At 43.9% G+C, this 15,909-nt stretch carries 16 protein-coding genes and 3 pseudogenes; 1 reads left to right on the top strand and 18 read right to left on the bottom strand.

Annotated elements, in window-relative coordinates; genetic code table 11:
• Window positions 1-317 precede the first annotated feature (317 nt).
• The 3 genes and pseudogenes from H532_RS0100200 to H532_RS0100185 all read right to left on the bottom strand — a co-directional run bounded on the left by H532_RS0100200 (window position 318) and on the right by H532_RS0100185 (window position 1,547).
• Complete coding sequence (locus H532_RS0100200; RefSeq protein WP_027723776.1) at window positions 318-497, bottom strand: hypothetical protein; 180 nt, start codon at window positions 495-497, stop codon at window positions 318-320.
• Window positions 494-631: pseudogene (locus H532_RS21050) on the bottom strand (hypothetical protein); the annotation flags it as partial. The pseudogene H532_RS21050 and the gene H532_RS0100200, both read right to left, overlap by 4 nt.
• A 523-nt stretch (window positions 632-1,154) precedes the next feature.
• The gene (locus tag H532_RS0100185) at window positions 1,155-1,547 is read right to left on the bottom strand and encodes a hypothetical protein (protein ID WP_027723774.1); all 393 of its coding nucleotides are present in this window, start codon (window positions 1,545-1,547) and stop codon (window positions 1,155-1,157) included.
• 460 nt (window positions 1,548-2,007) lie between these two features.
• On the opposite strand from H532_RS0100185, the pseudogene H532_RS0100180 reads away from it, so the two are divergent.
• Window positions 2,008-2,286 (top strand): annotated as a pseudogene (locus H532_RS0100180) (transposase); the annotation flags it as partial.
• A 756-nt stretch (window positions 2,287-3,042) separates the two neighbouring features.
• Here H532_RS0100180 and H532_RS17430 read toward each other — a convergent pair.
• The 15 genes and pseudogenes from H532_RS17430 to H532_RS0100085 all read right to left on the bottom strand — a co-directional run.
• Window positions 3,043-3,771, bottom strand: a pseudogene (locus H532_RS17430) (IS110 family transposase); the annotation flags it as partial.
• A gap of 547 nt (window positions 3,772-4,318) precedes the next feature.
• Complete coding sequence (gene aroB / locus H532_RS0100160) at window positions 4,319-5,383, bottom strand: 3-dehydroquinate synthase (RefSeq protein WP_027723770.1); 1,065 nt, start codon at window positions 5,381-5,383, stop codon at window positions 4,319-4,321.
• Window positions 5,383-6,546, bottom strand: a complete 1,164-nt coding sequence (gene aroC, locus H532_RS0100155) for a chorismate synthase (RefSeq protein WP_027723769.1) — start codon at window positions 6,544-6,546, stop codon at window positions 5,383-5,385. The genes aroB and aroC overlap by 1 nt, the downstream gene beginning before the upstream one ends.
• 19 nt (window positions 6,547-6,565) lie before the next feature.
• Window positions 6,566-7,366 carry a CheR family methyltransferase gene (locus tag H532_RS0100150; protein WP_027723768.1) on the bottom strand — a complete coding sequence of 267 codons (801 nt, stop codon included), beginning with the start codon at window positions 7,364-7,366 and terminating at the stop codon, window positions 6,566-6,568.
• Between the two features lie 123 nt (window positions 7,367-7,489).
• Window positions 7,490-7,933 (bottom strand): nucleoside-diphosphate kinase, encoded by a 444-nt coding sequence (gene ndk, locus H532_RS0100145; RefSeq protein ID WP_027723767.1) that lies wholly within the window; start codon window positions 7,931-7,933, stop codon window positions 7,490-7,492.
• A 102-nt stretch (window positions 7,934-8,035) separates the two neighbouring features.
• Entirely contained in the window at window positions 8,036-9,004 is a 969-nt protein-coding gene (gene hepT / locus H532_RS0100140) for a heptaprenyl diphosphate synthase component II (protein ID WP_027723766.1), read from the bottom strand.
• Window positions 9,005-9,048: 44 nt separating this feature from the next.
• Window positions 9,049-9,753, bottom strand: a complete 705-nt coding sequence (locus H532_RS0100135) for a demethylmenaquinone methyltransferase (RefSeq protein ID WP_027723765.1) — start codon at window positions 9,751-9,753, stop codon at window positions 9,049-9,051.
• Complete coding sequence (locus tag H532_RS0100130; protein WP_027723764.1) at window positions 9,753-10,529, bottom strand: heptaprenyl diphosphate synthase component 1; 777 nt, start codon at window positions 10,527-10,529, stop codon at window positions 9,753-9,755. The genes H532_RS0100135 and H532_RS0100130 overlap by 1 nt, the downstream gene beginning before the upstream one ends.
• A gap of 75 nt (window positions 10,530-10,604) precedes the next feature.
• Complete coding sequence (mtrB, locus tag H532_RS0100125; protein WP_027723763.1) at window positions 10,605-10,829, bottom strand: trp RNA-binding attenuation protein MtrB; 225 nt, start codon at window positions 10,827-10,829, stop codon at window positions 10,605-10,607.
• A gap of 22 nt (window positions 10,830-10,851) precedes the next feature.
• The gene (gene folE / locus H532_RS0100120) at window positions 10,852-11,415 is read right to left on the bottom strand and encodes a GTP cyclohydrolase I FolE (protein WP_027723762.1); all 564 of its coding nucleotides are present in this window, start codon (window positions 11,413-11,415) and stop codon (window positions 10,852-10,854) included.
• Between the two features lie 470 nt (window positions 11,416-11,885).
• Window positions 11,886-12,158: an HU family DNA-binding protein gene (locus tag H532_RS0100115; protein ID WP_038111180.1), complete on the bottom strand. Its 273-nt coding sequence runs from the start codon at window positions 12,156-12,158 to the stop codon at window positions 11,886-11,888.
• Between the two features lie 214 nt (window positions 12,159-12,372).
• On the bottom strand, window positions 12,373-13,851 hold the full coding sequence (gene spoIVA, locus H532_RS0100110) for a stage IV sporulation protein A (protein ID WP_027723760.1): 1,479 nt from the start codon (window positions 13,849-13,851) through the stop codon (window positions 12,373-12,375).
• Between the two features lie 367 nt (window positions 13,852-14,218).
• A complete protein-coding gene (locus tag H532_RS0100100) occupies window positions 14,219-14,935 on the bottom strand; it encodes a hypothetical protein (RefSeq protein WP_027723759.1) in 717 nt (238 codons plus the stop codon).
• A gap of 49 nt (window positions 14,936-14,984) precedes the next feature.
• Complete coding sequence (locus H532_RS0100095) at window positions 14,985-15,179, bottom strand: DUF2768 domain-containing protein (protein WP_027723758.1); 195 nt, start codon at window positions 15,177-15,179, stop codon at window positions 14,985-14,987.
• Between the two features lie 439 nt (window positions 15,180-15,618).
• Complete coding sequence (locus tag H532_RS0100085) at window positions 15,619-15,879, bottom strand: stage VI sporulation protein F (RefSeq protein ID WP_027723757.1); 261 nt, start codon at window positions 15,877-15,879, stop codon at window positions 15,619-15,621.
• Window positions 15,880-15,909: the final 30 nt, after the last annotated feature.

Genomic DNA, 15,909 nt, shown 5'->3' with positions numbered 1-15,909 from the left:
TGAAAAGTCCGTTAGGTGACACTGTATAAAAAACTAACTTTTCTTGGCTCATTCTCTGCTCTAAACTCATCTAAACTCAAGCTTCGGGTAAACCCGTTAATCATCTTGTTGTTATCTTATAAGAAAAATTTGCTGGCTGTCAATGAAAGGATGCCTATTTTCTAAAACTCATCTATAATCGACTCCTTTATTGATGTTTTTTGGCGTGTCAACCCTCGCGCTGAAAGGATGCGCTTAGTTTTACCCCAAGCCTTTAAAATGGGCAAAATAAATAAGCCTTTTAATGTCATGCTTAGGACAAATTAAAAAGCCGCGTATCATGATCGATACACTATCTTCACAATATCATCATCTTTAATAATTTCACCCCGACTTTCATCATCTTCAATCATGTAAGCGTCTTGGGGCTTCTGATACTTCTCTTTTGGATATGCTTCCAAAATGGTTACCGTTTTACCATTCTTCAGCAAAACCACATCTAGTTCTTTTTCCTTCATGGTTTACCACCTTTTTTCTTGTCCACATAAATATTTGTTAGTCTAGTTTCATTCGTCACGTTATCAACAATCCAAGCAGTTAATACTTTAGCTGTCTTACCATTTGGCCCTTTTATATCCATAATGACTTCATAGGTTTCACCAAATCATATATCATCTCCCACTTCAAATTTTCGTTAGAAATTGAAGTGGAGGTAGTTCAACAGGCCCAATTTCTGCATCACCACTTTAATCTTGGCTAAAGGGCTTTTTTAAAACTTTATTCCAGATGAGTGAGAAGACAAAAAACACAATGAAACAAATGATTAACTGAAGTAATTGAGCGAGAATCCAGTTATTTATTTTTATTAATTCATCTGAGATTTTTAAAGAAACATAGATTATGAAAAATATTAAAATCGTTTTCGTGTCCATATATGACCTCCTTAAATTATTGCCCAGACAATTCCTTGGGCTATATATCCTTCTGTTTCAGCTACCCAATGCCATGTATATTTGTCTACCCATTTGCTGACTGATTGATGAACAGAATCTAATGGACCAAGTAAAATATAGGTATTCCAAAAACCAACAAATGCAGATTCACTAAAATGTTTTGTTGCTATAGAAGGTAAGTGTCGATAAATATATATTGGAAGGACGGTTGTTACGTATCTTTTACCGAAGTTTTTTTATAAGCTTTGTTCCGAGCGAATATGCACTTAGGAATTGTGGACCTGTATCAGTATCTATTGCTATGGATACTTCTGGATATGTTGAGTTTTCAAGTGCTACTACTTCTGCACTTGGTGCATTAGCTAAAATTTCGTTTGTAGCGTCTTCTACAGCTTGATCCATTTCTTCTTGGGTTATTGGAGTTTGTTCTGGATCATTAGGATCTGGTGTGACTTGAGGCGTAGTTGGATCGGGATCAACAACAGTGGGATCATCATTTGTTGGATAAATGCTTGGTCCAACACTGCTTTGGGCTTTTGCTGGTTTAATAACACCTGTAAACGCAAACATAGCTACTAACATGGAAGTAATTAGCATTGTGATTATTGTTTTCACTACAAACCCTCCTCGTATAATAAGTTTCAAATCCATGGTTGATGTCAATTTCCAGTTCATTTTTACACATTGACAAGTGAATATCGGTTTTGTATTCCGGGCGAGCCCGGAATACAAATTTCGGACTTGGACGCTTCGCTATGTTCCCGGATAATGGTCTTAGGATCGTTTGGGTCAATGCTTAGTCCCCCTGTAGCGATGACTACTTATAAAGTCTGCGTCCCCAGGTTCTTGCCTGAACGTCTAACCCGTAGGCCGTTCCTCCGGATCCCGTGCTGGAAATGAGCAGTTCCAGGCAGCCCACGAACCGGATGAGTTCTCATACGCGAGGCTGATCGATTGGCAAGCCTTCTGGGGATATCCCGAACCATCACGCAGGCCTCGAGGTTTTTAGAGCTCACTTCAATACCGACAAATAAGGGCATGTCGCTTTCACCTCTCCGTATTAGGATCGATGGAATCGTGGCCGCGTCACCAATCGGGTGACTACGAGGCGGATGACAAAATGCTTGCGCGTACAGGCAATCGTTATCTCCGGTATGACCTGGTTGAGGCTGCCAATCTGGTCCAACGACACGAACCTGAATTCCGTGCCTTTTACCAAAAGAAGTATCGTGAAGTGCAGAAACACTCACACAAACGCGCCCTTGTCTTAACGGCAAGAAAATTGGTGCGCCTGATTGATGCGATGCTCCGCAACGATCAAATTTATGCGCCGAAGAAGAAGGTGACGCGATGAGGTAACCTTCATCGATAGCCTTGGTCTCGTTGACTTCCAGTTATTTGCAATATGCTGGAGGCTTGGTTTAGTGCACCCTTTTTTATGACATATGGCCAAAAGAATTTCCCATTCACTTGTTTTTAACTCTTGACATCACACCGTAGTTACTAAATTTTGTTAAGATATATAATTCTATCAATTCAACAAAATACCTGCTAATACTCTGAAGATTCGTTCGACAAAAATCTTCTTTATTTTTACTAACCGTTTGGGCAACAAAGGAAACAGCAAAATAGGGATGATGGGGAGGAAAAGAGAAAGTCATTTTTAATCTTCATAAAATGGCACTATAATATTTGTTTGGGTATAAGAAAAATTCAGACAAAATAATACACGCAACCTCCCTCTATAAACATTGATTTATCAAGGATTTTTACCGTTTTAGGGGCGTCGAAAAAATATTTTTCGACACGCCTTCTAACATCATTTTGAAAACGTGTAATTTTATCACAGTTAATGGGTGTGCTTCGCGGTCGTTACAGGATATTTTTGGATGTAACGATGGGTTACTATACGATGCACTGTGGATCTCTGCGTCGCTTATGATGACGTACCCTCCCATGTCTCCTGGCATCTAAGTGCCCACATTCCTTCGTTCGGTCTAGTCATAAGGCAGAGGCTGGCAAAGCTCCTTTAGGGACTCGTGGTCGAATGGATAATATACCGCCGGCTTCTCCGTGTCATCCTATTGTCTATTAAACGTATGCAGGTGTGTTAGGCAGCCATTTCGAGTTTAGGAATGTCTTGCATCATTCGCTTTGCATCAAACGCCACTTGCTTCGTACTGATAGCGTATAGTACCTTTAATAACTTTCCACATAACACCACGATAGACTGCTTCTTACGCAATGGATTTTCAGGTCTGTTTGTGTAATACTCATGCAATTGTCTAAAGGCCTCATTGTGTCGGATCAAGGGCATCATAACTCGGAATAGAAGGGCGCGCAAACGCCTTCTTCCACGCTTAGATATCCGTTTTTGGCCTTTGTGTTGGCCAGAAGAATGTTCCCTTAAAGTCAATCCCGCTAGTTTCAGTAATTGGCGTGGATATTGGTAGTGGGAGAAGCTTCCTATTTCCGATAACAATTCTACAATAGTAGCGTCTCCCAAACCCGGTACAGTCTTAAGCCATTGATACTCTACAGATTGTTGAACAAGTTCAGTCAGTTGCTGGGTGAGTAACTTAATCTCATCCTCAAGTTGACGGTAACGGCGGACAAGTGTGGCAACTTCAATACGGGCCATCTGATTGCCTTCCGTTACGCCAATGGAGCTTTCGGCAAGTTGAATCAATTTGATTGCCTTCGGCCTTTGTGGCGCCTTCAGTCCTTCGCTTTGACAATAAAGCATTAATACCTCATCCACTTCTTTTCCAACGAGATCTCCTGGAAAAGGTGTCTGTTCTAAAGCGGCGAGAGCCATTTTCCCAAATGACGGAAAAATCTAGGAAGATGCCTATGCTAAATCCATGCATAGAAGATTTGCGGATGACGAATCCGATTTCCTTACTCGATTGAAAAAAGCGCGATCGCTTTGGAACGAGACGAATAAAGATTTATTAAAAGGGAGGCAAACCGACGCATTAAAATACCTAAAGCATTTGCATCATCTGTTTCCCGAAAACAGCACGACACTGAAGACTGTAGCTAACATATCCGGCAATTGATTGACAAGATCCATAAAGGCGATCCGCTTCAAGGGTATTATGATTTTGTTCAATTAAATGTTTTAAACAGCAATAAAAATAAAATAGATTTAATCACCATGGTTCTTAACAAATATCCAGATGGGAGCAAAAAGTATCGTGAGCGGCTAATGAAATATAAAAACCAGTTGGAAAAATCAACGAAAAAATGACCACTTCATTCCTTGATTGTTCCTCGATGACTGGTAGCCTTGGAAGATCCCTTGGATATAAATCCAACACCACTTCCAAGGTTTTTTCTTTTGGCCTCCACAATCATCTTTTTACCCAAATGAGACATATTTTCTAAAAATCTTCTAAATGCTTGCTGACAACGGATTCGGGTAGCGATTGAATCACGGGCTGGCCATATTTTTTTAGTAGAATAAAGCGAAGCGTTTCTCCTTTTCGCTTTTTGTCTTGATACATGCGCTGGATGAGTCGATTTCGGTCAATGTCTTCCGGAAGCCTCACCCTTAGCCCTAATTTTAGAAACCACGCGCGGATGCCATTCGTGTCGAGCTGTATGCCGTAGTGCGCTTCACTGAGTTTTAAGGCAAACAAGAGACCAACGGCAACGGCTTCCCCATGCGACCAACTCCCATACCCCGCTTCTTTTTCGAGCGCATGGCCTAAGGTATGACCCAAATTTAACACCGCCCGCAAGCCTTTTTCTTTTTCATCCTGTGAGACAATGTTAGCTTTGACGGCGATCGCCTTCGCGAGCCACGGTTCGATGTTCTCAACCGTCAATTTACTCTCGTCTTGAAACCTTTCTTTTAATTCAGACAAAAACATTTCGGAATCGAGCATCGCATGCTTAATCATTTCGACAAACCCGCTCCGCCATTCCCTGGCAGGAAGTGTCGACAAGGTAGCCGTATCATAGATGACGGCTTGAGGTGGGTAAAACGCGCCGATCAAATTCTTCCCTTCCTCATGATTAATGCCGACTTTGCCGCCGACACTACTATCATGGGCAAGGAGCGTCGTTGGCATTTGAATATAGTCAATGCCCCGTAAATAAGTTGCCGCCGTAAACCCAGCCAAATCGCCAATAACACCGCCGCCAAGCGCTACGATGGCGGCACCTCGATCAAGACGGAGGCGCACGCATTCATCGATGAGCGTTTTATATACGGCAAATGATTTGGCGGGTTCACCAGCCGGTACCGTGTAGGAATAAACGGGCGAAACTTTATCTAATGCTTGCATGACATCATCCAGATAGTGCGGGGCGACTTTGTCATCCGTAATGACGAAAAAGGCGGTTGGGTTACCTTGGATTAATTCCGAGAGACGGTGTCTTAACCCCTTACCAATATAAACGGGATATTGCCCGGTCTTCGTTTGAATCCATAGAGATTCCATTAAAACGATTTCACCTCTTCACGATACCGTTCGACATCGCGAATAATTTCCTTCATCTGATCGCCGCCGAATTTTTCTTGGACGCTACAAGCTAGCTCCCAAGCAACGGCTGCTTCGCATACGACGCTTGCGGCTGGCACGGCACAGTTATCGGTGCGTTCAATGCTCGCTTTAAAAGGCTCCTTCGTTTCGATATCGATGCTTTGCAAAGGTTTAAGGAGTGTCGGAATCGGCTTCATGACGCCGCGCACGATAATCGGCATGCCCGAAGTCATTCCGCCTTCAAAACCGCCTAACCGATTCGTTTTTCGAGAATAGCCTGTTTCTTCAGACCAAATGATTTCATCGTGGACTTGGCTGCCAAAAAGCTCAGCCATGCGAAAACCTTCGCCGAACTCCACGCCCTTAAAAGCATTAATGCTTAAAACGGCTAGGGCGATTTTGGCATCCAATTTACGATCATAATGCACATGACTGCCGAGACCGATTGGTACGCCTGTCGCGATTACTTCCACTACCCCGCCGACGGAGTCACCGTTCTCTTTTGCTTGATCAATCACTCTGATCATGCGCGCTTCGGCATCCTTGTCTAAACACCGAACCGGGGAAGCTTCGGTTACTTTTTTGATAAAGGCAATGTCTGTCGAAGACGTCCGATCCCATTCGCCGCCAATGGCAACAACCCGACCGGCGATGTCAATACCTAAAGCGGAAAGAAATTGCTTAGCAACGGCACCGACCGCAACGCGCGCGGCGGTTTCCCGGGCAGAAGACCGTTCAAGAACATCCCGCATATCACGATGCCCGTATTTGATAGCACCATTCAAATCCGCATGTCCCGGCCGCGGCCGCGTCACCCTTTTTTTCACTTGGGTGGGGTCGCTGATCGGTTCCACGCCCATGATGTCCGTCCAGTGCGACCAATCTTTATTTTCGATGACTAGCGTGATCGGACCACCTGTCGTCCGGCCGTGGCGCACACCGCTTAAAATTTGCACGCGGTCACTCTCAATTTTCATGCGCCGGCCGCGACCGTAACCTTTTTGCCGCCTTTCCAATTCCCAGTTGATCATGTCTTCTGTTAATTCCAATCCCGACGGACAACCTTCTAAAATCGCTGTTAGCTGCGGGCCGTGTGATTCACCCGCCGTCAAAAATCGCATCCGGATCCCTCCTGTTAAATCAATTTTTTAATGCCACCTCTTCCTTCATCCGTTGGTAAAAAAAGGTCGCTGAAGATTGCAGATGAAATGTATGTGGATGAAAGATTTGCTCCGTGCTTCCGACAAATAAAAATCCACCGGGCATTAGCGATTCGGAAAAAGAGGCATAGATTTTTTCTTTGGCTTGATCGGTAAAATAAATTAAAACATTCCGACAAACGATTAAATCAAAACCGCGTTCATAAGGGTCACTTAATAAATTATGCTTTTTAAAGCGAATCGGTTGTTTCAGACGAGGGGTGATCCGATAGAGTTTTCCTTCTTGTGTAAAGTGCGTTTTGATCTCGTCTTTTGTGCATTCTTGAAACGCCCGTTCATCGTAAAGACCGGTTTGAGCCTTCTCAAGGACTTTTGCATCAATATCCGTTGCCAAAATGGTAAAGTCAGTCAGCGGCAAAAATTTTGACAGAATCATCGCCAAGGTGTATGGTTCTTCGCCTGTCGAACAAGCGGCGCTCCAAATTTTTAGTTTCCCTTTTCGTTTTTCAATTAGTTTCGGAAGGATGTGCTCTTCCAAATAGGTCCATCGCTTTCGGTTTCGGAAAAAGCTGCTGACATTGATCGTCATCCGATCGAGACACTCATCCAATAAACGGGCATCCTGTTTGAGAAGCGTAAAATATTCGTGGAAATCAGCCGCCTGGTATTTGTTCTTTAATGCGGTTAACCGCCTTCTCATTTGCTCTTCTTTATAAAGCGAAAGATCGATCCCCGTCAATTGCTTCATATCGGCGATAAAGCGTTCATACCCGTCCGCCATGTCTTTCCCCTTCTTTATTTATAAAAAAGGTGGCTTTTGGCAAGATCATCATTCAGCAATAAAGTATGCCGAATGTGATGCCGAAAAGCCAGCCTCAGTAATTTGATGTTATGTAAGTGTAGGTTATACCCACTTATCCACCGCTTTTTCGTAACTTAACAATTCATCATCATTAAAGAACAGCTGGATTTCACGCGCCGCGCTCTCTGGGGAGTCTGAACCATGGATAATATTTTGGCTCACTTGTACCCCATAATCACCGCGAATCGTCCCTGGCGCTGCTTCCAATGGATTCGTTTTCCCCATCATCGCGCGCGCTGCAGCAATGACGTTCTCGCCTTCCCAGACCATCGCAAAAACCGGAGAAGAAGTGATGAAGCTCACGAGTTCACCGAAAAATGGACGTTCTTTGTGTTCCGCATAATGTTTTTCAGCCAGCTCTTGAGAGATGTGCATCAGTTTAGCACCAACGAGCTTAAAGCCTTTCTTTTCAAAACGGCTGACGATTTCACCGATCAGATTGCGCTGTACGCCATCCGGTTTAACCATTAAAAATGTTCTCTCCATCAACAATCGTTCCTTTCTTTTCTAAATAAAAAAGGGGAAACCCTCATTATCGCTTATAGTCTACCAAATCCGCGGCCAAGTGACAAACTCGATTTTTAAAGACTAGAACTTTCGCTTTCCAATATAACGGGCGATTTCTTTTAAAAAAGCGGTTGGTTCATCCGGAGTCATGCGATCAAGCACCCGAAAAGCTTTTTCCAAGTAACGATCGCTCACATCTTTTGCTTGTTCAATGGCTGGTGATGTTTTAATGATGCGGATCGCTTCATCCCAACCGATGCCGGTCTTTCGCGCTTCATCCAGTTTTTGTTTCAGCTCTGCGTTAATGGCTGGATTCGTTAAAGCAAAGAGCGCCGGAAGGGTGACATGTCCTTGCCGCAAGTCGCCTCCGGCAGGTTTACCGAGTTGTTTTTCGGTTCCCGTAAAATCTAAAATATCATCAACGATTTGATAGCTCATTCCAATATAATAGCCAAAGCGGTAAAGAAGTTCCACAGTGTTAAGTTTCGCACCGCTCGCAAGCCCCCCCAGCTGACAGCTGATGGCCATTAAAAGGGCGGTTTTCCGCTTAATTCTTAGTAAATATTGACGAAGACTTTGTTGCCAGTTATATTGATCACGAATTTGCACGATTTCCCCAATCGTCATTTCGCGAATGGCATGTGAGAGAATGCCATGAATCCTTTGATCGGACCAACCGCCGATTAAATCAAGGGCTCGCGCAAAAATAAAATCGCCGGTATACATGGCGACCCGGTTATTCCACTCGGCTTTCACTGTTTTTTTGCCGCGCCGGAGTTCAGCGTCATCGATGACATCATCATGTACCAGTGAGGCCATATGAATCAGTTCTAAAGTGACGGCCACATCCAGAACGCGTTCAGTTTGCCCTTCTCCAAAGCGGGATGCGAGAAGAACGAATATGGGGCGGATCCGTTTTCCCCCTGCTTTCAAAAGCTGAAAGGCAGCTTGGTTGACAATCGGTTGCCCGCTTTTCAACACTTGTTCAATCCGATCCTCAATCTTCTGCAATTCAGGTTTTAATGCATTATAAATTGTCCCTAAACTCATGGGCCCTTCACCTTTATCATTGAGTCATACTTTCTTAAAGCGCTTTAAAGTTTCGTTCCCTGATGGATGGCTGCAATGCCGCCGGTTAAAGACGTATAGCGGACGTTTCGGAAACCGGCTTCCCGAAATAAATCGGCAAGGGCTTGTTTATTTGGAAAAGTTCGCGTGGATTCGTACAGCCAGACATATTCTTTATAACTCCCCGCAAACATTTTTCCTAACACCGGCATGATAAAGCGAAAATAAAAAAAGAAAAGCTGTGAATAACCAGGAATGGATGGCTGTGATGTTTCCAGACAAGTCAACGTTCCACCTGGCTTTAACACGCGGTAAATTTCTTTTAAAACTTGAAGATAGTCCGGGACATTGCGCAAGCCGAAACCGATAGACACCCTGTCAAAAGTTCCATCCTCATAAGGCATGTGCATGGCATCGGCGTGATCCAACTTCCAGTTTTTTAGCCCTTTTTGTTCCAGTTTGTGTCGAGCGACCGAAAGCATATTTTCACTAAAATCCAAGCCGACGGCCTGTCCAGTCGGCCCGACTGCTTCACTCAGCGCTATGGTCCAATCACCTGTGCCGCAACACACATCTAAGACTTTTTGGCCGGTTTCAACATCCATGAGTTGTTGCGCTTTTTTCCGCCAGCCTTTATGCTGGTTAAAACTAATTAATGAGTTCATAAAATCATATTTTTTATAAATCTGTTGGAAAACGTGGTGCACTTTCTCGCGTTTTTCTTCGTTCATTAAAACCCTTCTCCCGCCAAAGAATTCGGCGCCACCTCGTCTTGTGCTTTCCAAATCGGGTCAAAAGCATGAAAAATGTGATGATTCCCGCTGGCTTGCCGCATAAGCGCCTCGAGCCGTTCTTTTAATACCAGAAGAAACTCGTCACACCTAGCTAAAAATTCACTTTTTTTCACCATGTCCGCATGAAAAAGCGGCCGAAGGAAAGACGAAGGTCTTCCGGATTGCCAGGTATTTTTCTCTTTAAGAATGCGTTTATAAGCAAAATAGGATTGAATAAACGGCACCCAATCAGAAAGATGTAAAAAGTCGGCCAGAGCTATGATGAGCGATGCTTCAATTTTTTCGATCAAGTGGATAAATTGCGGCCATTGCCACGTGCCTTGAACGAGGCGGACCTTCTCTTCGTTTAAAAGACGGATGCCTCTTGCCAACGAACGAATCATGGAAAAAGCCCCAGCTTCGGATAATAAGCAATAATATTGCGAACTATAGTAATCGCCTGCTAAGACGCTCAATTGTCTTTGTCGCAACGGTTGGCTGAAGTCGGCATTATCAACAAAGTCATGCATATCCAATGCCATTTGCATGAGCATGACCGCTGTGATGCACTGAAGCGCATCACCATATTCGCCGTTTTCTTCAAACATCAAGGCTAGGATTCTAATCTTGTCCTCATCTATGTCCGGTTTTTCTATAAATCGATCAAGAAAGGGGTGCTGCGTCCGCTCATTGATCTGTCTTTTGATTTGATTTATCCGTCCATCTAACGTCATCACGCGCCCCCCGTAAAAGCAAAGATGTTCCATAAAAATCCACTTAAAGTAAATCAATATGAGCTTTACCAGTTATTATTCCCCGGATGTTAATTCACCATGCCGCGTTTGTATAATGGCTTTACCCCTGATTTTGATCGCAGATGTATGTTCCGTGAACTGGGCGACCATAACCTCACCTTTATCGAGCTTTTCTGAATGATGAAAGCGTGTATCTGCTCCTCTTGTTAAACCGATGACATTGACCCCGTTTTCCAACGCCTTTATGACGATAAATTCGCTTAATGCCTCTTCTTTCATATTTCCCTCCGAAAATTAGACGTCAACCCTTGATTAAAGACAATGCTTCTGCACGTGCCGAGGCATCTTTGACAAAAATGCCCCTGACGGCAGAGGTAACGGTTTTTGCTCCTGGTTTCTTAACGCCTCGCATCGTCATACACATATGCTCGGCCTCGATGACGACAATCACGCCGTGTGGGTCAAGTGTTTCGACGATGGCATCGGCAATCGTCGAGGTAATTCTTTCTTGAAGTTGCGGCCGCTTGGCCACCGCTTCGACGGCGCGAGCTAATTTACTCAGTCCTGTCACCCGGCCACCGCGCGGGATATAGCCCACATGAGCCATGCCGTAGAACGGTACGAGATGGTGTTCGCACATCGAATAAAACGGAATATCTTTAACTAGAACAAGTTCCTCGTGATCTTCACCAAATATGGTTGCGAAATAATCCCTCGGGTCTTGGTCCAAGCCTTGGAAAATTTCCTCGTACATACGGGCGACGCGTTTCGGCGTTTCCAATAGTCCTTCCCTATTCGGGTCTTCGCCGATCGCTTCAATGATCATCCGAACCGCCCGTTCGACTTTTTCTTTATCGACAGACACGACTTGTCCTCCTCAAGCGAAAGTCCATATGTATCATTAAAATGATAACACACCCGTCACACGTTAGCAAAAATTTTCGCCCCGTACGCATGGTATTATACGCGCCATTCGTGGATCCAAAGTTTAGGTAAAGCCACCGCCATAATGTTTTTTAGTTCGAGAGCAAATATTGTTGGGTGGGAGATCAACCTTATTCTCATTATTTTTCGTATACCCTTCAGATATTGTCGAGCTTTTTGCTTAAAACGACAAATAAGAAAGCTATAAAAGCAGATAATCGAACCGCTTCATCGGATTTGTCCATTGTGTCACTTGCACAATCCTTGGTTATGTCAATGGGGACAGCTTGGCACTCGTAAGACCTATGGGCAATAGCATTGCCTTAGTTACCCTTATGCAGGCCTAAAAAGCTTTCCCATGCAAAAAAAGAGCCGCCGAAAATGGCAGCTCTTTTGCGCCCTATGTATGGTTTAGTTGACAGCATCCTTAAGGGCCTTACCTGGTTTGAAAGCCGGCACTTTGCTCGCAGGAATATCGATTTCTTCCCCGGTTTGCGGGTTACGACCCTTGCGTGCTGCACGTTCACGAACTTCAAAGTTACCGAAACCGACCAATTGTACTTTACCGCCTTCTTTTAGGGCTTCTGTAATAGCGGAGAATACAGAATCAACCGCTTTGGCAGCGTCTTTTTTGGACAATTGCGTGGATTCAACCACGGCATTCACTAATTCGGTCTTATTCAAAGCCTTCACCTCCTTTGAAGGATTCAGCTTTGTCTTTTCGACAAAAAGCTGGTTTCAACGATATATTAAATGAAGCTCCGCGATATTTCAACGTTTTTTTAATGGTTTTATGCTTTTTTCTCGTTTTTCCAGCTTTTTTATTGGTTTTTTACCATTTATTTCTATTTAATGTCTGTAAAAAAGAAAAGACCCTCGCCGAAACGAGAGCCCGTTTCTATAAAATGATGGCAATGAGGCCGCCCGATCCTTCATTGATGATGCGTTCGAGCGTTTCTTTGAGTTTATAGCGGGCGTTTTCCGGCATTAAGGCTAATTTCGCTGATATGCCTTCCCTGACGATGGAGTTAAGGGAGCGCCCGAAAATATCAGAATTCCAAATCGATAGTGGATCATCTTCAAAATCTTGCATGAGATAACGGACAAGTTCTTCACTCTGTTTTTCAGTGCCGATAATCGGGGCGAATTCCGATTGCACATCCACTTTGATCATGTGAATAGACGGCGCCACCGCTTTCAACCGGACACCGAAACGCGATCCTTGACGGATGATTTCCGGTTCGTCAAGGCTCATGTCATTAATGGACGGCGCTGCGATGCCGTATCCGGTTTGTTTGACCATCTTTAGAGCATCGGCGACTTGGTCATATTCTCTCTTGGCATAGGCAAATTCTTGCATGAGTTGGAGGAGATGGTCTTTTCCTCTGATTTCAACGCCGACGACTTCTTTTAAGATTTGGTCATAGAGATCATCTGGGGCATACAAATCGATTTCCGCAATGCCTTGCCCCATTTCCATGCCCGCCAAATGTGCTTCTTCAATGAAATCAAAATCGCGGAAATGGCCGACAACGCGGTCAACATCGCGCAGCCGTTTAATGTCTTTGACGGTATTTTTAACGGCTTCTTCATAACTTGCGCGCAACCAGTGATCCTCGTTCAGCACCATGACCCAGCTCGGCAGATTGACGTTGACTTCGAGCACAGGGAATTCGTATAAAGCTTCACGTAGAATATTGTTGATGTCATGTTCCGTTAAATTTTCCACGCTTTGAGCGAGTACCGGTATATCGTATTTTTCTGCCAGTTCTTTTCTTAATGCTTGCGTGTCTGGATGGTGCGGGTGGCTGGAATTCACGATCATGATAAAGGGTTTGCCGACTTCTTTTAATTCTTCGACAACCCGTTCTTCGGCCTCAATGTAATCTTGACGAGCAATATCGCCAATTGAGCCATCGGTCGTCACGACAACCCCCAATGTCGAATGTTCTTGAATGACTTTGCGCGTGCCGATTTCCGCCGCCTCTTGAAATGGTATGGGTTCATCATACCATGGTGTATGGACCATTCTTGGACCATTTTCATCCTCGAACCCTTTTGCCCCTGCCACTGCATAACCGACGCAATCTACGAGCCGGATGTTGACTTCCAGCCCTTCATCGACCTTAACCGCCACAGCGTTATTCGGGACAAATTTTGGCTCGGTCGTCATGATTTGCCGTCCGGCACCGCTTTGCGGTAGCTCATCTTGCGCCCGGGCTCGTTCGGAATCATTTTGAATGTTCGGGAGCACGACCAATTCCATAAACTTTTTGATGAATGTCGATTTCCCCGTCCGCACGGCCCCAACAACACCCAGGTAGATGTCCCCACCCGTGCGCTCTGCGATATCTTTGAAAATATCGACTCTTTCCACTTTGAACCCTCCCGATCAACATAATCTTGAAAAGCCATTGTCAATTACTATATAACTATGACTTTGTCCATCAATTATGCCTTTTTGATATAAACACATGTGTGGGTGTTTATCAGATTGAAAGCATAAAAAATCTCTCCCAATACAGATTATTTTGGGAGAGGCGGTTTGATGCCTAAAATTATAGAAAATCGGAAAACCTTTTATGTCAAAGATTTTTATCAGAGCAAAGCCAGAAGACTCCTTCCACAAGCAAAGCGCTTTTCAAAGCCTGTTCTTTCCGGCGGGCTAAATTAGAGTTCGTTGGAACCCTCTACGAAGGAATCTCCCACTTCAAATTTTCATTAGAAAATTAAGTGGTGGTAGTTCAATGGTTTAGTAAAAAGGTGACTTGTCCATTTTTTAACGTATAGGGAAGGGATTCAACCGGTACGAATGCGCTTTTTGAAACGAGCAGCGGACGCAAGTCTTTTCCTTCCTGATATGCCTTTCCTGAAGCTTTAACGGCTTCATAAATGTCTGGTAGGTAATTGATATAAACTTTTGAACGGTTGTCAATCACAAAACCAAGTTGTTTACCGCTGTATGGACTGATGACATATGGCGGGCGTTCATAGCCAAGATCCTGATAGTCGATCGTGTAGACGCCGTTCATCACAATATTTTTAATCGGTGAGAAGTGATGGATGGCGCGGAAATTATTGATCTTCATTTGAATCTCTTCGACTTTATTCGTCAAAGTCAAATCAATGACTTTGACAGTCGGATGGGTTTCCACATCTACTAAGACGTACTGAAAGATGCCGCCTTCTTCATAGGCGTTTGTTGGAGGATTGGCCATATAATGCGCTAATTTATCGAAGTCAATCGGGTACTTTTTATAAATCGGCGTTTTTTCCGTACTGTTTTTGATCGGAAGCAGCCCATTATGGTCCTTTCGGTAGGCATTCACCGCTTCTTGAACAGCCGTCAAATCTGATTGATAGGCTATATGGTTTTGTGCTTTTTCATTGCCGGGATTCAAACAACCCGACAGTATAACTAGGCACATTGCTAAGATGATGTAAATGTTTTTCCGTTTCATACAGACATCCTTTTTCGCTCATCGTAGAGGAAGTGCTCTTGTTCTCTGATTAGACTGGACCTGAAATAACGACGAGAAACATCAGGAGCCCCCCGATGATGAACATAGCATAAGCAATGAGTGATAAGAGATAACGAATCATGCCGGTAACCTTTGCGCGCGAAAACATAATAAGCAGTGCTGAGGCAATCATTAACCCCATCGCCACAAAGGAAAGCCACATACTAGCCATACCCGTGGTCATACCAACTCCTCCTTACAACGGCCCCGCCGCTATCATCATCTCCTCTATAAACTCTATTGTATTTTCAACATTTTCGCAAGAGTTAATAAAGGGGTCAGTCCCCCAACGCTTTAAAGCACTAAAAACACCTCGCATAGAAATAGGTCCCATCGATAGCTATCCCCTTAGGCGCACTTATCCTATATGGGGTCAGTCCCCCATCACACTAATGCATTAAAGCAATAAAGTTACAGTAATAAGCTTTTTTTAATGTTTTGCTTTAGCACTTTAAATTAGTGGGGGACTGACCCCCAAAAAAAATGTCGAAAGAAAGCGGTGCTTTCTTTCGGCGAGTGACTAAAACCTTCCGTTTTTGACAGCCCTTAATAGGATTGTTTTGTGTATTCCTTATACCGTATGCCTTAAAAGATTGTATTGTCGCTGACGTTGGCCCAGTTTTTTACCTTTTCTCAAACATTTTGGCCAAGGAAGAAAGATTCATGGGAATGTTATTAGAAATGATCGATTGCACAATTTTATCTTCTTTTTCTTTGGGAACATCCACATTCGCCAATTTGGCCACTCGGCCGACGATTTGACGCACGGTCGCTTCGTCTTGAAAATTCGCGTTAGCAATGGATTGGGCTAAAGCAAAAATATCTTCTCTTTTGACGTTTGTCCTTTTTTCTATTTGGTCGAAAAATGGATGATTCGGATCCATGAAAGCCCTCCTTTTCCATGCGTTCAACAC

Origin of the sequence: Tuberibacillus calidus DSM 17572 (assembly GCF_000430685.1) — a bacterium.
Lineage (GTDB): Bacteria > Bacillota > Bacilli > Bacillales > Sporolactobacillaceae > Tuberibacillus > Tuberibacillus calidus.
Note: the sequence above shows the minus strand (reverse complement) of the source record. Positions and strands in the feature narration are given on the sequence as shown.